This is a genomic window from Brevundimonas sp. VNH65 (genome assembly GCF_049445955.1).
Classification (GTDB): domain Bacteria; phylum Pseudomonadota; class Alphaproteobacteria; order Caulobacterales; family Caulobacteraceae; genus Brevundimonas.
In genome coordinates this window covers 80,555-104,410 of sequence record NZ_JBMSDX010000009.1, presented here as the reverse complement: position 1 = coordinate 104,410, position 23,856 = coordinate 80,555, and the positions used below count along the sequence as shown (strand labels likewise).

At 66.1% G+C, this 23,856-nt stretch carries 23 protein-coding genes and 2 tRNA genes; 3 read left to right on the top strand and 22 right to left on the bottom strand.

The features are described from left to right. The 16 genes from nuoL to ACO2Q1_RS13845 form a co-directional block, all read right to left on the bottom strand. Window positions 1-2,106 carry an NADH-quinone oxidoreductase subunit L gene (gene nuoL / locus ACO2Q1_RS13920; RefSeq protein ID WP_423330078.1) on the bottom strand — a complete coding sequence of 702 codons (2,106 nt, stop codon included), beginning with the start codon at window positions 2,104-2,106 and terminating at the stop codon, window positions 1-3. Window positions 2,107-2,110: 4 nt separating this feature from the next. Further along, on the bottom strand, window positions 2,111-2,416 hold the full coding sequence (gene nuoK / locus ACO2Q1_RS13915) for an NADH-quinone oxidoreductase subunit NuoK (protein WP_423330077.1): 306 nt from the start codon (window positions 2,414-2,416) through the stop codon (window positions 2,111-2,113). Further along, window positions 2,416-3,045, bottom strand: coding sequence for an NADH-quinone oxidoreductase subunit J (locus ACO2Q1_RS13910; RefSeq protein ID WP_423330076.1), 630 nt, complete (start codon window positions 3,043-3,045; stop codon window positions 2,416-2,418). The genes nuoK and ACO2Q1_RS13910 overlap by 1 nt, the downstream gene beginning before the upstream one ends. A 75-nt stretch (window positions 3,046-3,120) precedes the next feature. Beyond that, window positions 3,121-3,612 (bottom strand): NADH-quinone oxidoreductase subunit NuoI, encoded by a 492-nt coding sequence (gene nuoI / locus ACO2Q1_RS13905; RefSeq protein WP_423330075.1) that lies wholly within the window; start codon window positions 3,610-3,612, stop codon window positions 3,121-3,123. Continuing rightward, window positions 3,612-3,839 (bottom strand): hypothetical protein, encoded by a 228-nt coding sequence (locus ACO2Q1_RS13900; RefSeq protein WP_423330074.1) that lies wholly within the window; start codon window positions 3,837-3,839, stop codon window positions 3,612-3,614. The genes nuoI and ACO2Q1_RS13900 overlap by 1 nt, the downstream gene beginning before the upstream one ends. After that, a complete protein-coding gene (gene nuoH, locus ACO2Q1_RS13895) occupies window positions 3,839-4,867 on the bottom strand; it encodes an NADH-quinone oxidoreductase subunit NuoH (RefSeq protein ID WP_423330127.1) in 1,029 nt (342 codons plus the stop codon). Before nuoH ends, ACO2Q1_RS13900 begins: the two co-directional genes overlap by 1 nt. A gap of 162 nt (window positions 4,868-5,029) precedes the next feature. Beyond that, window positions 5,030-7,090 (bottom strand): NADH-quinone oxidoreductase subunit NuoG, encoded by a 2,061-nt coding sequence (nuoG, locus tag ACO2Q1_RS13890; RefSeq protein WP_423330073.1) that lies wholly within the window; start codon window positions 7,088-7,090, stop codon window positions 5,030-5,032. Continuing rightward, window positions 7,090-7,458: a hypothetical protein gene (locus ACO2Q1_RS13885; RefSeq protein ID WP_423330072.1), complete on the bottom strand. Its 369-nt coding sequence runs from the start codon at window positions 7,456-7,458 to the stop codon at window positions 7,090-7,092. Before ACO2Q1_RS13885 ends, nuoG begins: the two co-directional genes overlap by 1 nt. Window positions 7,459-7,462: 4 nt before the next feature. Beyond that, window positions 7,463-8,776, bottom strand: a complete 1,314-nt coding sequence (gene nuoF, locus ACO2Q1_RS13880) for an NADH-quinone oxidoreductase subunit NuoF (protein WP_423330071.1) — start codon at window positions 8,774-8,776, stop codon at window positions 7,463-7,465. A gap of 2 nt (window positions 8,777-8,778) precedes the next feature. Continuing rightward, window positions 8,779-9,048 carry a hypothetical protein gene (locus ACO2Q1_RS13875; RefSeq protein ID WP_423330070.1) on the bottom strand — a complete coding sequence of 90 codons (270 nt, stop codon included), beginning with the start codon at window positions 9,046-9,048 and terminating at the stop codon, window positions 8,779-8,781. Beyond that, window positions 9,045-9,707 (bottom strand): NADH-quinone oxidoreductase subunit NuoE, encoded by a 663-nt coding sequence (gene nuoE, locus ACO2Q1_RS13870; protein ID WP_423330069.1) that lies wholly within the window; start codon window positions 9,705-9,707, stop codon window positions 9,045-9,047. Before nuoE ends, ACO2Q1_RS13875 begins: the two co-directional genes overlap by 4 nt. Beyond that, complete coding sequence (locus ACO2Q1_RS13865) at window positions 9,707-9,898, bottom strand: hypothetical protein (RefSeq protein ID WP_423330068.1); 192 nt, start codon at window positions 9,896-9,898, stop codon at window positions 9,707-9,709. The genes nuoE and ACO2Q1_RS13865 overlap by 1 nt, the downstream gene beginning before the upstream one ends. Further along, on the bottom strand, window positions 9,895-11,163 hold the full coding sequence (locus tag ACO2Q1_RS13860) for an NADH-quinone oxidoreductase subunit D (RefSeq protein WP_423330067.1): 1,269 nt from the start codon (window positions 11,161-11,163) through the stop codon (window positions 9,895-9,897). The genes ACO2Q1_RS13865 and ACO2Q1_RS13860 overlap by 4 nt, the downstream gene beginning before the upstream one ends. Further along, on the bottom strand, window positions 11,163-11,822 hold the full coding sequence (locus tag ACO2Q1_RS13855) for an NADH-quinone oxidoreductase subunit C (protein ID WP_423330126.1): 660 nt from the start codon (window positions 11,820-11,822) through the stop codon (window positions 11,163-11,165). Before ACO2Q1_RS13855 ends, ACO2Q1_RS13860 begins: the two co-directional genes overlap by 1 nt. Before the next feature lie 23 nt (window positions 11,823-11,845). Beyond that, window positions 11,846-12,448, bottom strand: coding sequence for a NuoB/complex I 20 kDa subunit family protein (locus tag ACO2Q1_RS13850; RefSeq protein WP_423330066.1), 603 nt, complete (start codon window positions 12,446-12,448; stop codon window positions 11,846-11,848). Beyond that, entirely contained in the window at window positions 12,418-12,795 is a 378-nt protein-coding gene (locus ACO2Q1_RS13845) for an NADH-quinone oxidoreductase subunit A (protein ID WP_423330065.1), read from the bottom strand. The genes ACO2Q1_RS13850 and ACO2Q1_RS13845 overlap by 31 nt, the downstream gene beginning before the upstream one ends. A gap of 209 nt (window positions 12,796-13,004) precedes the next feature. On the opposite strand from ACO2Q1_RS13845, the gene ACO2Q1_RS13840 reads away from it, so the two are divergent. Both ACO2Q1_RS13840 and ACO2Q1_RS13835 read left to right on the top strand, forming a co-directional pair. Next, window positions 13,005-14,564: an AbgT family transporter gene (locus ACO2Q1_RS13840; protein WP_423330064.1), complete on the top strand. Its 1,560-nt coding sequence runs from the start codon at window positions 13,005-13,007 to the stop codon at window positions 14,562-14,564. 125 nt (window positions 14,565-14,689) lie between these two features. Continuing rightward, window positions 14,690-14,766: transfer RNA gene (locus ACO2Q1_RS13835), tRNA-Asp, on the top strand. A 49-nt stretch (window positions 14,767-14,815) separates the two neighbouring features. Here ACO2Q1_RS13835 and ACO2Q1_RS13830 read toward each other — a convergent pair. From ACO2Q1_RS13830 to ACO2Q1_RS13815, 4 genes are all read right to left on the bottom strand, one after another. Next, window positions 14,816-15,298, bottom strand: coding sequence for a hypothetical protein (locus ACO2Q1_RS13830; protein ID WP_423330063.1), 483 nt, complete (start codon window positions 15,296-15,298; stop codon window positions 14,816-14,818). A gap of 76 nt (window positions 15,299-15,374) precedes the next feature. Next, entirely contained in the window at window positions 15,375-16,625 is a 1,251-nt protein-coding gene (locus ACO2Q1_RS13825) for a glycosyltransferase (protein WP_423330062.1), read from the bottom strand. A gap of 127 nt (window positions 16,626-16,752) precedes the next feature. Continuing rightward, complete coding sequence (locus ACO2Q1_RS13820) at window positions 16,753-16,932, bottom strand: hypothetical protein (RefSeq protein ID WP_423330061.1); 180 nt, start codon at window positions 16,930-16,932, stop codon at window positions 16,753-16,755. Next, window positions 16,932-17,822 carry an SPFH domain-containing protein gene (locus ACO2Q1_RS13815; RefSeq protein WP_423330060.1) on the bottom strand — a complete coding sequence of 297 codons (891 nt, stop codon included), beginning with the start codon at window positions 17,820-17,822 and terminating at the stop codon, window positions 16,932-16,934. Before ACO2Q1_RS13815 ends, ACO2Q1_RS13820 begins: the two co-directional genes overlap by 1 nt. A 214-nt stretch (window positions 17,823-18,036) precedes the next feature. Here ACO2Q1_RS13815 and ACO2Q1_RS13810 point away from each other — a divergent pair, with 214 nt between their 5' ends. Continuing rightward, window positions 18,037-21,210 (top strand): autotransporter outer membrane beta-barrel domain-containing protein, encoded by a 3,174-nt coding sequence (locus ACO2Q1_RS13810; protein WP_423330059.1) that lies wholly within the window; start codon window positions 18,037-18,039, stop codon window positions 21,208-21,210. Window positions 21,211-21,279: 69 nt separating this feature from the next. Here ACO2Q1_RS13810 and ACO2Q1_RS13805 read toward each other — a convergent pair. After that, a tRNA-Val gene (locus ACO2Q1_RS13805) sits at window positions 21,280-21,356 on the bottom strand. 97 nt (window positions 21,357-21,453) lie between these two features. Further along, a complete protein-coding gene (gene lon / locus ACO2Q1_RS13800) occupies window positions 21,454-23,853 on the bottom strand; it encodes an endopeptidase La (protein WP_423330058.1) in 2,400 nt (799 codons plus the stop codon). Between the last annotated feature and the right edge of the window lie 3 nt (window positions 23,854-23,856).

Genomic DNA, 23,856 nt, shown 5'->3' with positions numbered 1-23,856 from the left:
TCAGGCTCCGAACGCTTGGATGACGAAGGCGAGCAGAACGGCCACGCCGATCAGCATCACGAACGCATAGGAATAGACATAGCCGGACTGCAGCCGCGACAGTCGGGCCGCCGACTTCAGCGAGGCCCAGGCGGCGCCGTTGGGGCCCAGGCCGTCGATGATCTTCACGTCGCCGACTTTCCAGAACAGGTCGCCCAGGGCCTTGGCGCCCTTGACGAAGACGGCGTCATAGAGCTCGTCGAACAGCCACTTGTTGTAGAGGAAGCGCCAGACGGGGCTGTTCTCTTCGGCCCAGCGGCGGGCGACGCCCTCGCGGCTGACGTAGATCCACCAGGCGACCAGCAGGCCGGTCAGGGTGACGATCAGCGGCGACCACTTTACCCAGGTCGGGACCGAGTGGCTGTCGTGGAGCACATGGTTGTGCTCGCCCACATAGATGGCGCCGCGCCAGAACTCGTGTTCGTGGTGGCCGATGAAATGCGGGGCGAAGAGCCAGCCCGCGAACACGGCGCCGACCGACAGCACCAGCAGCGGCACGACCATGACCCAGGGGCTCTCATGCGGATGCAGGGGGCCGTGATGATGGTGGTCGTCGTGAGCGTGGTCGTCGTGGGCGTCGGCGATCGGCTCGGAATGGGTTTCCAGCTGGGCGTGCGACGCATGGTCGTCATGTCCATGGGCGTGATCGTCGTGGCCGTGCGCCCCCTCCCCGGCCCAGGCGGGCTTGTTGTGGAAGGTCATGAAGATCAGGCGCCACGAATAGTAGGACGTCAGCAGGGCGGCGGAGATGCCGATGAAGAAGGCGAAATAGCCGGCCGGCGAATGGCCGCTGGTGGCCGCCGCGAAGGCGCTCTCGATGATCGAATCCTTCGAGTAGAAGCCCGCGAAGCCCCAGATCCCGGGAATGCCCAGGCCGGTGATGGCGATGGTGCCGATCATCATGACGCCGTAGGTGATCGGCAGCAGCTTCCACAGCCCGCCCATCTTCCGCATGTCCTGTTCGTGGTGCATGCCGTGGATCACCGAACCGGCGCCCAGGAACAGCAGGGCCTTGAAGAAGGCGTGGGTGAACAGGTGGAACATGGCGCCCTGATAGGCGCCCACCCCGGCCGCGAAGAACATGTAGCCGAGCTGCGAACAGGTCGAATAGGCGATCACCCGCTTGATGTCGTTCTGCATCATGCCGACGGTGGCCGCGAACAGGGCCGTGATGCCGCCGATGATCGCGATGATCAGCGAGGCGGTCGGCGCGTGCTCATAGATCGGGCTCAGCAGGCAGACCATGTAGACGCCGGCGGTGACCATGGTCGCGGCGTGGATCAGGGCCGACACCGGTGTCGGGCCCTCCATGGCGTCGGGCAGCCAGGTGTGCAGGAAGAACTGGGCCGACTTGCCCATGGCGCCGATGAACAGCAGGATTCCGGCCAGATCCAGCGCCGACCAGTCATGGCCCAGGAACGACCAGGTCGTGCCGGCCTTGGCCTCGATCATCGGGAACAGTTCGGCGAAATTGATCGTGCCGAACATCCAGTAGACGGTGATGATGCCCAGGACGAAGCCGAAGTCGCCGACGCGATTGACGACGAAGGCCTTGATCGCGGCGGCGCTGGCCGTGGGCTTCTTGAACCAGAAGCCGATCAGCAAATAGGACGCCAGACCCACGCCTTCCCAGCCGAAGAAGATCTGCATGAAGTCGGCGGCCGTCACCAGCGCCAGCATCATGAAGGTGAACAGGGACAGATAGGCGAAGAAGCGCGGCTTCGAGTCGTCCTCGGCCATGTAGCCCCAGGAGTACAGGTGCACGAGCGACGACACCGTCGTCACCACGATCAGCATGGTGGCCGACAGGGCGTCGACGCGGATCGACCAGACCGACTTGAAGTCGCCGACCGTGATGAACGGCGCCAGTTCGACCGTGAACGCCTCCAGGTGACCCCAGGTCCACTGGCCGAACACGATCCAGGACACCGCGCACGAGAAGAACAGCAGACCGGTCGTGACGGCCTGCGACGGCAGGTCGCCGATGCGGCGACCGAAGAAGCCGGCGACGGCGGCCCCCAGCAGCGGAGCGAAGACGCCGAGAGTGACGAGCAGTTCGAGGTTCACGCGATCAGCCCTTCATCACGCTGGCGTCGTCCACGGCGATGTCGCCGCGATTGCGGAAGAAGGTCACCAGCACGGCCAGGCCGACGGCGGCCTCTGCGGCGGCGACGGTCAGGATGAACATGGCCATGATCTGACCTGCGATGTCGTGCAGATAGGCCGAGAAGGCGACGAAGTTGATGTTCACCGCCAGCAGGATCAGTTCGATCGACATCAGGATGATGATGACGTTCTTGCGGTTCACGAAGATGCCGAAGACGCCGATGGTGAACAGGATGGCGCCCAGCGCCAGATAGTGGGGCAGCCCGATCATCACAGCAGCTCCTCAGGTTTCACGCCCACGCCGGTCTGGACGCCCGACTTGATCTCGATGGCGGTCTTGGCGTCGCGGGTGACCTGTTGGTGGATGTTCTGGCGGCGCACGCCCGGCTTGTGGCGCAGGGTCAGGACGATGGCGCCGATCATGGCGATCAGCAGCACGATCCCGGCCGCCTGGAAGATATAGACGTAGTCCGTGTAGAGCACCCGGCCGATCATCTCGACGTTCGAGGCCTCGGCGGTGGCCGTCATCGGCCCCTCGGACCCGGCCGCGGCGCCGCCCGAGGCGACGGCGGTCGAGATCACGATCATCTCCACCAGCAGCACGGCCGCGATGATGGCGGCGAAGGGCAGGTAGCGGGCGTAACCCTCGCGCAGGCGGACGAAGTCGACGTCCAGCATCATGACCACGAACAGGAACAGCACCGCGACGGCGCCGACGTAGACGACCACCAGCAGCATGGCCAGGAACTCGGCGCCCAGCAGGACGAACAGCCCGGCCGCCGAGAAGAAGGTCAGGATGAGGAACAGCACGCTGTGGACCGGATTGCGCGCGGTCACGACCAGCAGGGCGGAGATCACCGCCACCGTCGCCAACAGATAGAACGCTATGCCTTGCAGCATGGGCGGGACCGAGCCCCCTTCAGTTTCGACCGCCCTTCCCTTCGGAATCGGCGGTCGGTTCAAGCGAGACGGGCCTTAGCGATAAGGCGCGTCGAGTTCCAGATTCTTCGCGATCTGCCGTTCCCAGCGGTCGCCGTTGTCGAGCAGGCGCTGCTTGTCGAAATACAGCTCCTCACGGGTCTCGGTGGCGAACTCGCTGTTCGGCCCCTCGACGATCGCGTCCACCGGGCAGGCCTCCTGGCACAGGCCGCAGTAGATGCACTTCACCATGTCGATGTCATAGCGGGTGGTGCGGCGGCTGCCGTCCTCGCGCGGTTCGGCCTCGATGGTGATGGCCTGGGCCGGGCAGATGGCCTCGCACAGCTTGCAGGCGATGCAGCGTTCCTCGCCGTTCGGATAGCGGCGAAGGGCGTGCTCGCCCCGGAAGCGCGGCGACTGCGGATTGCGCTCGAACGGATAGTTGACCGTCATCTTGGGACGGAACATCTCGCGCACCGTCAGGCCGACGGCGCCGACGGCGTCCAGCAGCAGGGCGCCCTTCACGGTCTGGGTCAGTCGGGCCAGCATCAGTTCGGATCTCCCGGACGGCGGCAATCGCGTTTGTAGCGATCGCTGTCCTTGTTCATCATCTGGCACAGGCGCACGCGCTCGGCCTCGCGCCGCTGGATGTCCTCCTGGCGGCGTTCCCATTGGTGCACAGTCGTCGGCTGCGGCTCGTAGGCCGGAAAGGTGCAGGCAGACGTCGCCGCACCGGCCATCGCAATCAGGGCCATCGCGATCAGGGCCATGCGCATCACGCCCCCACCACGAACACGCGATACGCCGCCGTGGCGACGACCGCCACCAGCGAGGTCGGCAGGAAGATCTTCCAGCCCAGGCGCATCAGCTGGTCATAGCGATAGCGCGGCACGAAGCCCTTCACGATCGCGAACATGACGAACCAGAAGACGATCTTGCCGAACAGGGTCAGCAGGTAGATCGAATATTCCAGCCAGGCCGGCAGGGCGTCCAGCCAGGCCTGCGGCACGCCGGGGTTCCATCCGCCGAAGAACAGGATGGAGATCATCGCGCACATGAAGATGATGTTCACGTACTCGCCCATCATGAACAGCAGATAGGGCGTCGACGAATACTCGACCTGATAGCCGGCCACGAGTTCGGACTCGGCCTCGGGCAGGTCGAACGGCGGGCGGTTGGTTTCGGCCAGGGCCGAGATGAAGAAGACGATCATCATCGGGAACAGGATGACGACGGTCGGCCAGGTGTCGAGCCCGCCGCCGAAGGCGAACCAGTTCCAGAAGCCGCCCTGCTGGGCGTTGACGATCTCGGACAGGTTCATTGTCCCGGCCAGCAGGATGACGTTGATGATCACCAGACCGATGGAGACCTCATAGGACACCATCTGGGCCGCCGACCGCAGCGAGCCGAGGAACGGATACTTCGAGTTCGACGCCCAGCCGCCCATGATGATGCCGTAGACGCCCAGAGAACTGATGGCGAAGATGTAGAGGATGCCGACGTTCAGGTCCGAGATCACCCAGCCCGGCGCGAACGGAATGACCGCCCAGGTGATGAAGGCCGTGATCACGGTGATGACCGGCGCCAGCAGGAAGACCGCCTTGTCGGCGCCCGCCGGGACGACGATCTCCTTCAGCACGAACTTGATCATGTCGGCGAAGGACTGAAGCAGGCCGAAGGGCCCGACCACGTTCGGCCCCTTGCGCATCTGGATGCCCGCCCAGATCTTGCGGTCGGCGAGCAGCAGGAAGGCCACGGCGATCAGCACGCCGACCGTCACCAGCAGGATGGCGCCGGTCATCATAAGGAACCAGCCGAACGGGCTGGTCCAGAAGCGTTCGGGGATCAGGCCCCACAGGTAGACGGCGCCGAACCCGGCTGCGACAAGCACGCCCAGAGCGACAACGGTCAGGAAGATCGTCGCCAGAGGATTGGATCGGCGCGGGGATGCGAGGTCGGTCATGACTTACTCCGCGGCCATCGCGGCCGGCTGGACGCGCGCGGCGCTCAGTTCGGCCATGGTCGCGCTGGCGCGCGCGATCGGGTTGGTCTGATAAGGGTCCAGCGTCGGCGAGACGAAGGCGGTGTCGCCCAGATCGCCCTTGGCGCCCAGCTTCGCCACATCGAACGCGGCGCTCGGCGCCAGATAGTCGATGCGGCCGAAGGTCGGGTGATCGGCCATCAGCTTCGCGCGCAGCTGGTTCAGATTGTCGTACGGCAGCGTCTGGCCGACCTTGTCCGACAGGGCGCGCAGGACAGCCCAGTCTTCCTTGGCCTCCCCCTTGGGGAAGACGACCCGCTCGGCCATCTGCACCCGGCCCTCGGTGTTCACATACAGGCCCGACTTCTCGGTATAGGCGGCGCCCGGCAGGATGACGTCGGCGCCGTGGGCCCCGCGATCGCCGTGGCTGCCCAGATAGATGCGGAAGGCGTCGGAAGCCGAGGCGTTGACCTCGTCGGCCCCCAGCAGGAACAGCACGTCCAGAGCGCCCGGCTTCAGCATGTCGGCCACGGCCAGACCGCCCTCGCCGGGGACGAAGCCCATGTCGAGACCGCCGACGCGCGCCGCCGCCGAATGCAGGACGTTGAAGCCGTTCCAGCCGTCGGCCACGACGCCGTGCTTCTTCGCCAGGGCGCCCAGGGCGTTCAGCACGGCCGGGCCGGTGTCGCCGGCCAAGGTCGTTGAGGACAGGGCCGCCGAACCGACGATGATCGCCGGACGCTCGGCCTTGGCCAGGGCGTCGGTCGCGGCCTTCGGCAGTTTGCCGAGGGTCTTCGTTCCCGCGCCCAGCCAGGCGTAGTCATAGGTCAGGTCGGCCTGTTCGCCGATGACGGCGATCTCGGCCTTGCCGGCCAGCCAGATCTTGCGCAGGCGGGCGTTCAGCAGCGGCGCCTCGGTGCGCGGATTGACCCCGACCAGCAGGACATAGTCTGCATTTTCAACGCCTTGCAGGCCGGAGTTGAACAGCCAGCTCTCGCGCGGCCCATCGCCCAGCGCCGCGCCGTCCTGGCGGCAGTCGGTGTTGGCGGAACCCAGGGCGCCGAACAGGTCCAGCGCCGCCTTCATCGATTCCGCGTCCTGAAGGTCGCCGGCGATCACGCCGATGCGGTCGGCCGCGGCGGCCTTCAGCTTGCCGGCCACGACGGTCAGGGCCTCGTCCCATGATGCGGCGCGCAGCTTGCCGTTCTCGCGCACCCACGGGCGATCCAGGCGGCGCTTCTGCAGGCCGTCGACGGCGTAACGGCTGCGGTCCGACAGCCACTCCTCGTTGATGCCCTCGTGCACGCGCGGCAGGATGCGCATGACCTCGGCGCCCTTCGCATCCGCGCGGATGTTGGAGCCGAGGGCGTCCATCACGTCGATGGTCTCGGTCTTCTTCAGCTCCCACGGGCGATAGTGATACTGCCACGGACGGTGCGTCAGGGCGCCGACCGGGCACAGGTCGTTGACGTTACCCGACAGCTCGCTGTCGATGTTCTGTTCCAGATAGGTGGTGATCTCCACGCTCTCGCCGCGCGAGATCAGACCGATCTCGGGCACGCCCGCCACCTCGGTGATGAAGCGGACGCAGCGGGTGCACTGGATGCACCGGGTCATGAAGGTCTTGACCGTCGGACCCATGTTCTTTTCTTCGACGGCGCGCTTGTTCTCGGAATAGCGCGAGCCGTCGCGGCCATAGCCGACCGACTGGTCCTGCAGGTCGCACTCGCCGCCCTGGTCGCAGATCGGGCAGTCCAGCGGGTGGTTGATGAGCAGGAACTCCATCACCCCTTCGCGGGCCTTCTTCACCATCGGCGTGTCGGTGAAGATCTCCTGGCCTTCGGCGGCCGGCAGGGCGCAAGACGCCTGGGGCTTGGGCGGTCCAGGCTTCACCTCGACCAGGCACATGCGGCAGTTGCCGGCGATCGACAGCCGCTCGTGATAGCAGAAGCGCGGGATCTCGTGCCCGGCGCGCTCGGCGACCTGGAGCACGGTCATGCCGGGCTCGAACTCGGTTTCGACGCCGTTGACCTTGGCGATGGGCATCAGCGGGCCTCTTGCAGCACCGGCGCGGACGCCGGGGAGGAAATATCGATGGTCTGGCGCTTGCCGTCGCGCGTCAGCGAGACCTGCGACCCGGCGAACGAACAGGCGAACGCCAGACGACCGCCGTCCACCGGCGCGGGCCAGGAGATCGAAAAGTCGTCATTGTCGAACGTCACGGCGTCGCCTTCCTGACCATACAGGATGCGCACGGCCTCACGGCAGGACTGTTCCGGCGTCAGCTGGGCCACAGGCGTGGCTGGAGCGGGCGCAGGATCGGCCGCCGTCGGCGCAGCCTCGGGCGCCTCGGTCCGATCGCCGCATGACGCCAGGGCCGCCCCGGCCAGCAAAGGAAGAAGGAACCGCCTCACGCCCCTACTCCGCCGCGATCGCGTGGCCGGCGAAGTTGGCGCGGGCCGAACGATAGTTGGCGATGCGCTCTTCGATCTCGTGACGGAAGTGACGGATCAGCCCCTGGACGGGCCAGGCGGCGGCGTCGCCGAGGGCGCAGATGGTGTGGCCCTCGACCTGACCGGCGACGTCCAGCAGCAGGTCGATTTCCGACGGATCGGCCTCGCCCACGGCCATCCGCTCCAGCACGCGCCACATCCAGCCGGTGCCTTCGCGGCACGGCGTGCACTGGCCGCAGCTCTCGTGCTTGTAGAAATAGCTGATGCGGGCGATGGCCTTCACCAGGTCGGTGTCGTTGTCCATGACGATGACGGCGGCGGTGCCCAGACCCGAGCGCATTTCGCGCAGGGAGTCGAAGTCCATCAGCGCCGCCTCGGACATCTCGCGCGTGATCAGCGGCACGGAAACGCCGCCGGGGATCACGGCCTTCAGATTGCCCCAGCCGCCGCGAACGCCGCCGCAATGCTCTTCCAGCAGCTGGCGCAGCGGGATGCTCATGGCCTCCTCGATGTTGCACGGCCGGTTCACGTGGCCCGAGATCGACATCAGCTTGGTGCCGGTGTTGTTGGCGCGGCCGAAGCCCGCGAACCAGTCGGCGCCGCGCCGCAGGATCGTCCCCACGACGGCGATGGATTCCACATTGTTCACGGTCGTCGGGCAGCCATAGAGGCCCGCTCCGGCCGGGAACGGCGGCTTCAGGCGCGGCTGGCCCTTCTTGCCTTCCAGCGATTCCAGCAGGGCGGTCTCTTCGCCGCAGATATAGGCCCCGGCGCCGTGGTGGATATAGACGTCGAAGTCCCAGCCGTGGACGTTGTTCTTGCCGATCAGTTTGGCTTCATAGGCCTGCTTGACCGCCGCCTCCATGCGCTCGCGTTCCAGCACATATTCGCCGCGCAGATAGATGTAGCAGGCGTGGGCCTGCATCGCGAAGGAAGCGATCAGGCAGCCTTCGATCAGCAGGTGGGGATCATGACGCATGATCTCCCGGTCCTTGCAGGTGCCGGGTTCGGACTCGTCGGCGTTGACGACGAGGTAATGCGGCCGATCCTTCACCTCCTTGGGCATGAAGGACCACTTCAGGCCGGTGGAGAAACCGGCGCCGCCACGGCCGCGCAGGCCCGAGGCCTTCACATTGTTGATGAGCCAGTCGCGGCCCATGTCCAGCATGTCCTTGGTCGCGTTCCAGCAGCCGCGGGTCTTCGCCCCTTCCAGGCCCCAGTCATGGAGGCCGTACAGGTTGGTGAAGATGCGATCCTTGTCTTCGAGAATGCCGACCATGGTCACTGGGTCTCCGCCATGCGACGCCGGTGGTGACGGGTGCGCAGGAAGGTTGCGGCGATGAACGAGGCCCAGCCCAGGGCCAGCATGCCGTAGCCGATATTGGTGGTTAGTTCGCCGCCGCCGACATAGCCCTCGCGGACACTGAGGATCAGCAGGGCGGCGCCGACGATCAGCGCCAGGCCGGCGAACCGCAGCGGCCGGCCGACCTGCTTCAGCTCATGCCGATAGGCCGCCACGCCCTCGTCGGTGTCGAGGTTGGGACGGGTCATGCCTTCACCGGCTCGCTGTTCGGCAGTTTCTTGATCGGCTTTGCGGCCGAGCCGTCATACAATTTCGGGTCGGTGAGCGACTGCGGACCGCCCTCGGGCGCCGAGTTGATGCGATCGACGCGCGGACCGGGCTTGGGCTTCTTGCCGGCGGCGAAGTCGTCGATGATCTTTTCCATGTCCGAGGCCGTCAGGTCCTCGAAATAGTAGTCGTTGATCATGGCCATCGGCGCGTTGACACAGGCGCCCAGACACTCGACCTCTTCCCAGTAGAATTTGCCGTCGGCCGACAGGGTCTGTTTCGGGCCGATGCGGCTCTTGCACACCTTCATCAGCTCGCCCGAGCCGCGCAGCATGCAGGGGGTGGTGCCGCAGACCTGGATCAGGGCGGCCGAGCCGACCGGCTCCAGCATGAACATGGTGTAGAAGGTCGCGACCTCCAGCACCCGGATGTAGGGCATGCCCAGGTAGTCGGCGAGCGTACGGATGGCGGGTTCCGACACCCAGCCTTCCTGCTTCTGGATCAGCCACAGGCCGGGGATCACCGCCGACTGGCGACGGCTTTCCGGGTATTTCTGGATCCACCAGTCGAGCTTGGTCTTCGTCGCCTTGGAGAAGGCGAAGGAGGCGGGCTGTTCCTTGGCGAGACGACGAACAGACATCAGACGTCCAGCTCCTCCTCGACGACGATCCCGTCGCCGAGCATTTTCTTACGCAGCACCAGCAGTTTGTGCTGACCGTTCCGGTGCAGCAGCAGGCTGTGCTGATAGGCGGTCCCCGAGGCGTCGGTCGTCGAATAGCCGACGACGTTCCAGCCCTGTTTGACCAGGTTGCTGAGAGGACGCTCGCTCACCGATCCACCTCGCCGAACACGATGTCGAGCGAACCCAGGATGGCGGAGACGTCGGCCAGCATGTGGCCGCGGTTCATCCAGTCCATCGCCTGCAGGTGGCGGAAGCCCGGCGCCGACAGCTTGACGCGATACGGCCGGTTGGTGCCGTCCGAGACGATGTAGACGCCGAACTCGCCCTTGGGCGCCTCGACGGCCGCATAGACCTCGCCCGGCGGCGTCTTGAAGCCCTCGGTGTAGAGCTTGAAGTGGTGGATCAGGCTTTCCATCGACCGCTTCATCTCGGCGCGGCGGGGCGGAACCAGCTTGTTGTCCTCGGCCAGGACGGGCTCGCCCGGACGGTTGCGCAGTTCGTGGATGCACTGCTCCATCAGATGGACCGACTGGCGCATCTCCTCGATGCGGCACAGGTAGCGGTCCCAGCAGTCGCCGTGTTTGCCCACGACCACGTCGAAGTCGAGGTCGGCGTAGCATTCATAGGGCTGCGACTTGCGCAGGTCCCAGGCGATGTCCGAGCCGCGCAGCATCACGCCCGAGAAGCCCCAGGCCAGCGCCTGCTCCTTGGACACCACGCCGATGTCGACGTTGCGCTGCTTGTAGATGCGGTTTTCGGTGACGAGGGCCTCGATGTCCTTCAGCTTCTGCGGGAACCATTTGCACCAGGCGTCGATGTCGTCGATCAGCGCCGGGGTCAGGTCCTGGTGGACCCCGCCGGGACGGAAGTAGTTGGCGTGCAGGCGCGCGCCGCAGGCCCGCTCGTAGAAGACCATCAGCTGTTCGCGCGGCTCGAAGCCCCACAGCGGCGGCGTCAGGGCGCCGACGTCCAGGGCCTGGGTCGTCACGTTCATCAGGTGGTTCAGGATCCGGCCGATCTCGCAGAACAGGACGCGGATCAACTGACCCCGATACGGCACCTCAAGACCCAGAAGCTTCTCGATGGCCAGGCAGAAGGCGTGCTCCTGGTTCATCGGCGAAACGTAGTCCAGCCGGTCCAGATAGGGGATGTTCTGGAGGTAGGTGCGCGCCTCCATCAGCTTCTCGGTGCCGCGGTGCAGCAGGCCGATGTGCGGATCGACGCGTTCGACGACCTCGCCGTCGAGCTCCAGCACGAGACGCAGCACGCCGTGGGCGGCCGGGTGTTGCGGGCCGAAGTTGATGGTGAACTTGCGGTCGTCCAGTTCGCGGGCGTGGGCCGTGCGATTGTCCGGCGCGTCGTCGAAGACGTCCGTGCCGAGGACGGCGGGCGTGGCGGGATGTCCGTCGGCCATCAGGCTTTCCCTCCCGAAGGCGCGGCCTTGCCGGCCGCTGCGGCCTGGGCCGCCTTTTCGTCGCCCGGCAGCACCTGCGCCGGATACTCGGCGCCTTCCCATGGAGAGAGGAAGTCGAAGCTGCGGTATTCCTGGGTCAGTTTGACGGGCTCATAGACCACCCGCTTCTGCTCCTCGTCGTAGCGGACCTCGACATAGCCGGTCATCGGGAAGTCCTTGCGCAGCGGATGCCCCTCGAAACCGTAGTCCGTCAGCATGCGGCGCATGTCGGGGTGGCCGGCGAAGACCATGCCGTACATGTCGAACGCCTCGCGCTCGAACCAGCCGGCGGACGGATAGACCGGGATGGCCGTCGGCACGGGCTGGACCTCGTCCGTCGCGACCTTGACCCGCACCCGCGCGTTCCGCGTCAGCGATAGCAGGTGATAGACCACGTCGAAGCGCTCGGCCCGCTCGGGATAGTCCACCCCGCACAGATCGATCAGCTGCTGGAAGCCGAACCGGTCGCGCAGCGCCGTCAGCACCTCGATGATGCGGTCGCGATGTGTCGTCAGCGTCAGTTCACCGAACGCCACATGCGCATCCACGCCCAGGGCCGCGACCATCTCCTGACCCAGCGGCGTCAGCAGCGTCTCGTTGGCCGCCATGGTGGCGACCATGCCGATGGATTTGATCGGGCCGCTCATCGTTCGATCGTCCCGGTGCGGCGAATCTTCTTCTGCAGCTGCAGCAGGCCGTAGACCAGAGCCTCGGCCGTCGGCGGACAGCCCGGCACATAGACGTCCACCGGCACGACCCGGTCGCAGCCCCGCACCACGCTGTAGCTGTAGTGGTAATAGCCGCCGCCGTTGGCGCAGGAGCCCATCGACAGGACGTAGCGCGGGTCCGGCATCTGGTCGTAGACCTTGCGCAGGGCCGGAGCCATCTTGTTGGTCAGGGTGCCGGCGACGATCATCAGGTCCGACTGCCGCGGGCTGGCGCGCGGGGCCATGCCGAACCGCTCCAGATCATAACGCGGCATGGACGCCTGGATCATCTCCACGGCGCAGCAGGCGAGACCGAAGGTCATCCACATCAGCGAGCCGGTGCGGGCCCAGGTGATGACGTCGTCCAGGGGCGCGGTCAGGAAGCCCTTTTCCGCGACCTCGGTGTTGACCGCCTCGAAGAATTTGTCGTGCAGCCTGGGATCATAGCCCTCGACGGTCGAGCGTGCGCCCGAACCATAAGGCGTGATCAGGGAGCTGGTGGGCGCGACTACTCCCATTCGAGAGCTCCCTTCTTCCATTCGTAGATGAAGCCGACCGTCAGCACGCCCAGGAAGACCATCATCGACCAGAAGGCGAAGATCATGCCGCCGCGCGACAGGTCGAACATCGACACCGCCCACGGGAACAGGAAGGCCACTTCTAGGTCGAAGATGATGAAGAGGATCGACACCAGATAGAACCGGACGTCGAACTTCATGCGCGCGTCATCGAAGGCGTTGAAGCCGCACTCATAGGCCGACAGCTTTTCGGAGTCCGGGTTCGACGGGGCCATCAACCAGGCCGCGACCATGAACAGGACGCCGATCACCGCCGCCAGACCGATGAAGATCACGATCGGCAGATACTGAAGCAGAAAATCATTCATTCGAAAGCCTCGCGCGGCCAAGTCCGCGCCGGGGGAGGACGGCGGATTCGGCGCTTCTTAGACCCAAGAGCGCCGCCGTTCAAACCCATGTGGCGAAAGGATTTTCTTGAGAACGGTTCTCAAGCGGTCGCATTTGTCGCAGTTGTCTCGCGCCGCGCGATCCGGCCTCACTAGGCGGGCTTCCGCCGAAGCGACGAGAGTGAGGACAGATGACTGAAACGCGTGGCCTTCTGGGCGTGATCGAACGGGTGGGCAATCGCCTGCCGGATCCTGTCTTCCTGTTCCTGTGGCTGATCGTGGGCCTGGTCGTCCTCAGCCTGGTCGGGGCGGGGCTGGGCTGGTCGGCGGTCAATCCGGTGACCGGAGAGCTGATGCAGGCGCAAAGCCTGCTGTCGCGCGAAAATCTGGAAAAGCTGATCATCGGCATGCCGCGCACCCTGGCGGATTTCCCGCCGCTCGCGATCGTGGTCACCATCATCTATGGCGCGTCGGTGGCCGAGCGGACGGGGCTGTTCTCGACGGCGATCCGCGGCGCCCTGCTGAATGCGCCCAGAGCGGTGCTGACGCCGATCGTCGTCCTGACCGGCATGCTGTCGCACCATGCCTCCGACGCGTCCTATGTCGTGGTGATTCCCCTGGCCGCGGTGATCTTCGCCGCCGCCGGGAGGCATCCGCTGGCGGGATTGGCGGCGGGCTTCGCGGCCGTATCCGGCGGCTATGCCGGGAACCTGTTCCCCGGCTCCCAGGACGCCCTGATCCTGGGAATCACCGAGCCGGCGGCGCAGTTGATCGATCCCAGCTATTCGGTGAACATCGCCGGCAACTGGTTCTTCATCATCGGGGTCGTGCTGGTCTTCACCCCGATCGTCTGGTTCCTGACGGACCGGATCATCGAGCCCCGGCTGGGCAAATGGACCCCCGGAGACGGCGTTTCGGCGCCCGCGGCCGAGGAAAGGGTTCCGCTTACCCCCGAACAGAAGAAGGGACTGGCCTGGGCCGGTCTGGCCGTGCTGGGCATGATCGCCCTGTGGACGGCCCTGACCCTGATCCCCGGATCCCCTTTCGTCGATCCGGAAGCGGGCGAGGGTCAGACCTACAATCCGCTGTATCGCTCGCTGATCGCCTTCTTCGCCATCACCTTCTTCGTCGCCGGCGGGGCCTATGGAGCCGGCGCCGGGACGGTGAAGTCCCATCGCGACATGGTGCGGATGATGGGCGAAGGCATCGCTCAACTGGCCCCCTACATCGTGCTGGCCTTCTTCGCCGCCCACTTCGTGGCGATGATCAACTGGTCGGGCCTGGGTCCGATCCTGGCGGTCAATGCGGCGGCGGGGCTGAAGCAGATCGCCCTGCCCGCCCCGGTGCTGCTGATCTGCGTGGTCCTGGTGTCCTGCATCTTCGACCTGTTCATCGGCTCGGCCTCGGCCAAGTGGTCGGCCCTGGCGCCGATCGTGGTGCCGATGTTCATGCTTCTGGGCATCAGCCCTGAGATGACGACCGCCGCCTATCGGATGGGCGATTCGGTGACCAACATCGCCACGCCGCTGATGAGCTATTTCCCGCTGATCCTGACCTTCGCCCAACGCTGGGACCGATCGTTCGGACTAGGCTCGCTGATGGCGACCATGTTGCCCTACGCCGGGGCCTTCCTGGTCGCCGGTCTGCTGATGGTGGCCGCCTGGGTGGCGCTGGACCTGCCTCTGGGGCCGGGCGTGGGCGTGCATTACGTCCCGCCCGCCCCGGGCGCGGCGGCTCCGGCGACGCCGTGATTTCGGCGTCGATCCGCGCGGCGGAAATAAAGCGCCGAAATGTCGTTTGGGGTCGCTTGACACGGAGAGGCCGTCCCGCCTAAACGACGCCCCTCGCCGAGACGCACAGCGCTTCGGCGGGCAACGCGGGTGTAGCTCAGTTGGTTAGAGTGCCGGCCTGTCACGCCGGAGGTCGCGGGTTCGAGCCCCGTCACTCGCGCCACTTCTTGTGATTGCAGGAAGTGGCGCACCGCCCCCCTTCAACCGGAAAGTCAGGCGTCAGTCGACGACGGAAGCGGCGTGTCCGCCGCCTGTCCGCGCAGCCGTCGTCGGTCCTGGGCGGCGATTTCGGCCAGGGTCAGGTCCGGATGCGCCCGCGCCATCCAGCGAAGGTGCTCGATCGTGCCGGGAACCAGGGCGACCGCGACCCCGACCAGATCGGCCAGCACGTCGGTGATCGACATGCTGCGGCCCGTCAGACCCTGAAGAAGTTCGATGATCACGCCGAAGGCGATCGCCCCCATGGCGATGTCGCCGCGCCGCCACTTGGGCGCGACCAGGAACAACCCCGTGGTGGCGGCGAAGAAGGCGATGGCGTGCGCGGCCGTGTCGGACAGGCCGAACGCCTGCTCAAGCCCCTGAAACGGACCCAGCATGAGGCCGGCGAGCGCCAGTCCGGACACGGCCGCGCCGAGACGGCTCAGCCGTATGATCTGACGGGGCGTGAGGTGCGAGATGGACCAAGGGCGCGACATGCCTCGATCCTGCGCCCGGGAGGCACAAGACGGGGTTCATCAGGATGGTGAACGAAACCTGATGCCGGGACGCCGATCAGTTCAGGCTCAAGCCTGTCGACGGCCGCACGAACTCCGATCGGCCGCTGACCTCGGCGTAGGTGGCGCACAGGTCCTCGAAGACGCGGTTCCACGCGAACCTGTCCACGGCATGGGCGCGGGCCGCAACGCCCAGGGCGTCGACGTCGCGGGCGAACAGGGCCTCGATGGCCTGGGCGTAGTCGTCCGGGTCGGCGGAGGCGGCCAGTTGCCCCACATCATTGGTGACGGTCTCGGCGACGCCCCCCGCGTTGACGCCGACGACCGGCCGCCCGCAGGCCATGGCCTCCAGCACGATCAGGCCGAAGGGCTCCTTGTCGTTGGCGTGCACGAAGGCGTCGCAACTGGCGATGATCCGTGCGACGGCCTTCGGATCCTTTTCATAGGGAAGGCAGATCACGCGGTCCTCGGGCGGCATGCCGGTGCCGGCGCCGACCAGGACCAGATGATAGGGCGCGCCCAGCTTCTGCACCGCCTCGATCAGAACGTCGATGTTCTTTTCCTTGGCCGGACGGCCCGCGAAACAGAGAATGCGCGCGTCAGCGCCCAGACCCAGCTTGCGACGCAGCCAGTCACGGTCGCCACGGTCCGGCCGGAAGGTGTCGATCTCGACGCCCAGCGGCCGCACCACGATGTTGTCGATGCCGGCCTCTTCCAGACGTCGGGCGATGAAACGGCTGGGCGAGACGACGCGATCGAACTGGGAGAACAGCCGCGCCCACCGCTTTTCGACCGGCTTCTTGGCCCATTCGCCGAAATGAAGGGCGGCGAGGCTGGCGGGGTCGGAATGGCAGAAGCCGACAACGGGACAACCGGCGCGCTGACCGGCCTCCAGAGCCCCCTGCCCCGGCGTATAGGGATCGCCGGCCTCGATCAGGTCGGGCTTCATCGCCGCGACCCAGGCGCCCCAACGACGAACGGAGGTGGGCCAGCGATAGCCGTCTCCGAAGGGCAGTTTCGTCGCCCGCAGTTTCACAATGCCGTCGAGCCCCGCGCGATGGCGGGCGCCGGGGACGATCAGGGAATGGGCGACGCCGGGTCGGTTCTCGGCCAGCCAGGCCTTCTTCGACAGTAGATACCGCTTCACGCCGCCCGACCGCGGCGCATAAAGCATGGTCGTGTCGACAAGACGCGGACGGGGCTCCTCGGACGCCGCCTTCAGCGCCCGCAGGGTGGCGGCCACCTCTTCATCCAGACCGGGAATGAGCTGAAGCTCGCCTTCCTGAACGTCGAGATCGGTGTAGCTCATCCAGGCGCGCTCCGGGGTTGACGCTCCGGAACGCACAATGCCCGAATTGGGATGCGTGCGGACAAAGCCGGAGGCGGCGGAGCCAGCCCCTACTCTTCGCTGCGGCCAAGCTCAAGAGGCAGGCGGATCACGACCCGCCGGTCTCTGTGTCGGCCAGGTCGACGCCCCGGCGCGCCAGCGCCTCCCGCAGCAGCACCTCGACCTGGGCGTTGACCGAGCGCAGCTCGGCGGCGGCCAATTTCTCGACCGCCGCCATGACGCCGGGCGACGCGCGCATCAGGAACGGCTTACGCGTCTTGCCCGCCATCAGCCGTAGAGCGTCCCGGTGTTGACGACCGGCTGGGCCTCACGATCGGCGCACAGGACCACCAGCAGGTTGGACACCATCGCGGCCTTCCGGTCCTCGTCCAGCGACACGACGTCCCGCTCGTTCAGGTCCTTCAGCGCGCTTTCGACCATGCTGACAGCGCCCTGGACGATCATGCGGCGGGCGGACAGGACCGCTTCGGCCTGCTGACGCCGCAGCATGGCGCCCGCGATTTCCGGCGCATAGGCCAGGTGCGCCAGCCGCGCCTCGTCGATCGCGATGCCTGCGGCCGTCACCCGCACCGCCAGTTCACGCTGCAGATGCTCGGCGACGTCCTCGGCGTCGGCGCGAAGGGTCAGTTCGCGATCCTGCCCCTCTTCGTGCTCGCCGTGGTCGTAGGCGTAGTGGGTGGCGATGTCGCGCAGGCCGGTGTCGATCTGGATGTCCACAAAGGCCTGATAGTCGTCCACGTCGAACAGGGCCTGGGCCGAATCCTGCACCCGCCAGACGACGTTGGCCGCGATCTCGACCGGGTTGCCGCGCTTGTCATTGACCTTCAGGCGGTCGCTGGTGACGTTGCGGGCGCGCAGCGAGATCTTCTTGCGGCTGTACCAGGGCAAGACCCAACGCAGGCCGGTCTTTCGATCGGTGCCGCGGTATTCGCCGAACAGCAGGATCGCCATCCCCTCATTGGGCTGAAGCGAATACAGACCGCAAAGCAGCAACAGCCCGATCACGCCGGCCACGACGGCGACGATGACGGGAACGACCGCCCCGCCGGACTGCGCCGCCCAGGCGAAGCCCGCGATCGGCGTCAACAGGCCGACCAGCAACATCGCAATGCCGTTGGCGGTGTTCGCCGGCCGTTCGACAGACTTGGTTTGAGACATTCAGCCCTCCCGGAAATTCAAATCATAGTGATATCACTTCAGTATCAATCCTTGATCCGTTGGTCAATCGGCGGCTGGCGAAAGTCGGGGATCACGGCCTTGCATTCGCCTCAAATTCGAGAAACTTGAGGCAAGCTTGCATAGGGCCTGCTAGACGGGCCCGGCATGCGCCGCCCGCCGGCGGACTGTTCGACCACTGGGATTGTTTGATCGAATGCGTAACCTGCTCGCGGCGGCTGCTGCGCTCGCCCCTTTGATGGTCGCCACAGGCGTACAGGCCGAGGTGGTGATCTCTACGGCGCGCACGACGCCGATTCAGACGTCCAACGCCACGGGGTCGGCCGCCGACAACATCCGTCTCGCCAGCGGCGGGGCGATCAATCTGACGTCGGGTTCGGCCATCGTCGTCGATTCCAACAACACCCTGACGCTCGACGCCGGCAGCTCCATCACCATGGACAAGGCGGCGGATGGCGCCGTCGGCGTGCTGGTCAATGGCGGCGTGGCCACGACTCTTCGTGTATCGGGATCCATCACCGTTCTCGACTCGATCGAGACCTATCCGGATTCAGACACGGACGGCGACATCGACGGACCGTGGGCCACGGGCTCGGGCCGCTACGGCATTCGCCTTGCGGGCGCGGGCGGTGTCGTCGGCGACGTTGTGCTGCAGGGCGATTCCAGTATTCGCGTCGAAGGCAATGACTCCTATGGCGTCGCCGTCGACACGGCCCTGACCGGCAACGTGTCTGCGTTCGGAACGATCACAACCTATGGCGATCGCAGCGTCGGGCTCAGCGTTGCCGGCCCCGTGTCCGGCAATGTGCTACAGGACGGCACGCTGCGGGCCAATGGCGAGGGCGCCATCGGCGTGGCCGTCAGCGGAGACGTCGGCGGGCGGCTGAGCATTCAGGGCGGAGTGACCAGCACCGGTTATCGCTACACAGCCCTGGGTGGCGACACCTTTGTCAGCAATCTCGATGCCGACGACCTGCTTCAGGGCGGATCGGCCATCAGCGTCGCCGGCAGCATCGCCGGCGGCGTGATTCTGGATGGACCGCCACAGGCCGATGGCGAGAACACCGATGTCGACGGCGACGGGCGCCCCGACGCCGGCGAGGGGCTCGCCACCATATTCACCTATGGCGCGGCGCCTGCCGTCGTGGTCGGATCGACGGCGCGCGACATCACCCTGGGCGTCGTCGGCGCGGGTGATCTGAACTACGGCTTCATCAACAAGGGCTCGGTCACGGGCTCCGGCGTCTACGACGGCATCAACGCCACCGGCGTGCGCTTCGGCGTCGACGGCGGCCAGTCGGTCACCATCCAGGGCGGCGTCCGCAACGAGGGCACGATCGCGGCGCTTTCCAACGGCGGCTCCGCCACCGGAATGCGGTTCTCGGACGGTGCGGTCGCTCCCACGCTCTACAACAGCGGATTCATCACCGCAGGTGCTGCGGCCAAGACGGGTTCGACCGTCTCCTCGATCCTGATCGACAGCGGCGCCAGCCTGACCTCGCTCGTCAATGACGGGACGATCCTGACGACCGCATCTGGCGGCGTCGGCGCCCTGACCGCCGTGCGTGACTTGTCGGGGACCCTCAACTCGATCACCAACAACGGTGTGATTCAAGCGAACCTGACGTCGAACGAGGCCGGCGACCCGATCACCGGAACCTCCACCGCCTTCGATCTGTCGGCCAACACCTCGGGCGTGACCCTGCGCCAGATCGGCATCCAGAGCGAAGAGGACAACGAGGAAGACGACACCGACGGCGACGGCATCGTCGATTCGGAAGAGCCCTCGATCTACGGCGCGATCAAGCTCGGTTCCGGCGCCGATCTGGTCGATATCCAGAACGGCCTGGTCATCGGCGACATCAGCTTCGGCGCCGGCGCGGACCAGCTGCGGATCACCGGCGGCGCATCGGTCATCGGCGCTTTGTCGGATACCGACGGGCTTCTGAACATCGACATACAGAACGGCACGCTGCAGTCCCGCCAGGCCGCCCAGCTAAACGTCTCCGGCCTGAACGTCGGCGCGGACGGCAATCTGATCGTGGCGTTCGATCCCAACCAGAGCGCGAGCGGCGGCTTCAAGGTCAATAGCTCGGCGACGATCGCCGACGGCGCCGGCCTGGGCGTCCGCTTCACGTCCCTGCTGCAACAGCCGGGACGGTTCACGCTGATCGATGCGGACACTCTGTCAGCGGGCGACTTCGACCAGAGCCTGATCGCCGACAACTCGCCCTATCTTTATGTGGTCAACGCGGGAACGGACCTGGCCCAGGGCCAGATCTACGTCGACGCCCGGCGGCGCACCGCCGCCGAAGCGGACATGATTTCCGCCGAGGCCGGCGCTTTCGACGCCTTCTACGCCGGGGTCGGCGCCAACAGCGCCCTGGCGTCCGCCTTCCTGAGCGCCACTGATCGCGAGAGCTTCTTCGATCTGTACGAGCAGATGCTGCCCGACCACTCGGGCGGCCCCCTCACCTCACTGGCGACGGGCGTGGACGCCGTGACCCGGGCCCTGACCGGCCGCAACGCCTCGGCGGCCGAAGGCGAGACCAGCGCCTGGGTGCAGGAGATCAACTTCTACGCCGACAAGGACAAGACCGACACCTACGGCTATCGCTCCGAAGGCTTCGGCATGGCGGGCGGCGTGGAGCGAGGCACGGGCCTCGGCGCGATCGGCGTCTCCCTGGCCTTCACCTCGTCCGATATCCAGGATCCGGAGGCCGAGGCCGAAGAGGTCCTGTCGGCCAATCTGATCGAGCTCGGTCTCTACTGGCGAGCGCAGGGCGGGAACTGGACGACCTGGGCCCGCGCCGCCGGCGGCTACGCGACCTTCGAGGCCAACCGCTCGCTCGTGGGCGACGGCCTGTATCTGCGCAACACCTCCGAATGGAACGGCTTCACCCTGGCCCTGGCCGGCGGCGCGTCCTACGAGAAGTCGTTCGGTCGCTTCAGCGTCCGACCGGAGGTCTATGCCGAATACTTCGCCCTGAGTGAGGATGCGCGCGTCGAGAGCGGCGGCGGCGACGGCTTCGATCTGGAGATCGACGAGCGGGACGGCCACATCTTCTCGTCCGTCGCGGCGGTGAACTTCGGCTACGGCTTCGGCACCAACGGCTGGATCCGTCCCGAGCTTCGCCTCGGCTGGCGTCAGAACATCTCGGTCGAGGCCGGCGAAACCATCGGCCGTTACGTTTCGGGCGGTCCGGACTTCGTCCTGACGCCGGAACTGGTCAAGGGCGGTGGTCCGATCGCGGGCCTGCGGCTGGCCGTCGGCAACGAACTCGGCATGCTGACCATCAGCGCCGACGCCGAAAAGCTGGAAGACTACATCCGCTACACCCTGCTGCTGCGGGCCAGCTTCCGCTTCTGATCCAGAGGCGACAGGGAAAAAGGAAAAGGGCCGTCGCGACGCCGCGACGGCCCTTTTCATGTCCTGCGGTGGTAGGCGGCGACGGGTTCGAACCGCCGACCCTCTCGGTGTAAACGAGATGCTCTGACCAGCTGAGCTAGCCGCCCTGACCGCAGGCTGGGGTTTTGCCCGCCCGGCGCAGCCTGTTCAAGCCGCAAATGGAAACGGCCCCGGATGACTCCGGGGCCGTTCCCTCTGTCTGCATCAGTGGCTGACCACCACGCCCCCGTCGCCGGCGGACGGCGGCGGTGTCGGGCTGAGGGGCTCGGCCGCCTCGTCCCATTCGACCGGCGTGAGCGTGCCGGTCAGCGCCCACTTCAGCGCCTCGTCAGCCGTGGAGATCGGGACGATCTCCAACGCCGACTTCACATTGTCAGGCACGTCCGCCAGGTCCTTTTCATTCTCCTGCGGGATCAACACCGTCTTGATGCCCGAGCGCAGCGCGGCCAGCAGCTTTTCCTTCAGGCCGCCGATGGCGGTCACCCGGCCACGCAGGGTGATCTCGCCGGTCATGGCGATGTCCTTGCGGATCGGAATGCCGGTCAGGACCGACACCATGGCGACCGTCATGGCGACGCCGGCGGACGGCCCGTCCTTGGGCGTGGCGCCGTCCGGCACGTGGACGTGGATGTCGGTCTTCTCGAACACCGGCGGCTTGACGCCGAAGCTCAGGGCCCGGCTGCGGACATAGGAGGCCGCCGCGGAGATCGACTCCTTCATCACGTCGCGCAGGTTGCCGGTGACCGTCATACGGCCGCGACCCGGCATCTTGATCGCCTCGATCGTCAGGATGTCGCCGCCGAACTCGGTCCAGGCCAGGCCGGTGACGATGCCGACCTGATCGTCCTCGTCCGTCTCGCCGTAGCGATACTTCCGCACACCGGCGTACTCGGCCAGTTTGGCGTCATCGACGGTGATCGACAGGGCCTTGGTCTTGGCCATTTCGCGGACGGCCTTGCGGGCCAGGCCGCCCAGGGCGCGCTCCAGCGACCGCACCCCGGCCTCACGCGTGTAGTAGCGGATCAGGTCGCGAATCGTGTCGTCCGGGACCGTGAACTCGGCCGGCTTCAGGCCATTGTCGGTCGTGACCTTGGGCAGGACGTGACGCCGGGCGATCTCGACCTTTTCGTCCTCGGTGTAGCCGGACACCCGGATGATCTCCATCCGGTCCATCAGCGGTTGCGGCATGTTCAGGCTGTTGGCCGTGGTCACGAACATCACGTTCGACAGGTCGTAGTCGACCTCCAGATAGTGATCCCCGAACGTCGAGTTCTGGGCCGGGTCCAGCACTTCCAGCAGCGCCGACGACGGGTCGCCGCGCCAGTCGGCGCCCAGTTTGTCGATCTCGTCCAGAAGGATGAAGGCGTTGGTGGTCTTGGCCTTCTTCATCGACTGGATGATCTTGCCCGGCATGGACCCGATATAGGTCCGGCGGTGACCCCGGATCTCGGCCTCGTCACGGACCCCGCCCAGCGACATGCGAACATATTCGCGGCCGGTCGCCTTGGCGATCGACTTGGCCAGCGAGGTCTTGCCGACGCCGGGAGGGCCGACCAGGCACAGGATCGGGCCTTTCAGCGAATTGGTGCGGGCCTGAACGGCCAGATATTCGATGATCCGTTCCTTGACCTTCTCCAGACCATAGTGGTCCTCCTCGAGGATCGCTTCGGCCTTGGTCAGATCGATCGGCTTGGTCTTGGCCTTGCCCCAGGGAATGCCCAGCAGCCAGTCCAGATAGTTCCGCACGACGGTCGACTCGGCCGACATCGGGCTCATGTTCCGCAGTTTCTTCACCTCGGCCTCGGCCTTGGTGCGCGCTTCCTTGGACAGGCGCGTCTTGCGGATGCGTTTCTCGAGTTCGAGGATCTCGTCACGCGCGTCGTCGGTCTCGCCCAGCTCGCGCTGGATCGCCTTCATTTGCTCGTTCAGATAGTATTCGCGCTGGGTCTTCTCCATCTGGCGCTTCACGCGCGAGCGGATCTTCTTCTCGACCTGAAGCACGCTGATCTCGCCTTCCATCAGCCCGTAAACGGCCTCAAGACGACGCGGCACGTCGATGGTCTCCAGCAGGGCCTGCTTCTCGGCGATCTTGACCGACAGGTGAGCGGCGACGCTGTCGGCCAGCTTCGACGGGTCGGTGATCTGCGGGATGGCGCTGAGGGCCTCGGGCGGGACCTTCTTGTTCAGCTTCACATAGTTTTCGAACTGTTCGACGACCGCGCGCGACATGGCTTCGGACTGGGCGGCGTCGCCGGGCTCGTCCTCGATGCCCTCGATCTCGGCTTCGAAATAGTCGTCACGGTCGGTGAATTGCTTCAGCTTCGCCCGGCCCTTGCCCTCGACCAGCACCTTCACGGTGCCGTCGGGCAGTTTCAGGAGTTGCAGAACACTGGCCAGCACGCCGATCGGATAAATGGCGTCATGCGACGGCTCGTCGTCCGCCGAGTTCTTCTGGGTCGCCAGCAGGATCTGCTTCTCACCCTTCATGATCTCGTCGAGCGCGCGCACGGATTTCTCGCGCCCTACGAACAGCGGCACGACCATGTGCGGAAACACCACGATGTCCCGAAGCGGCAACACGGGCAGGATTTTGGACTCGGTCATATT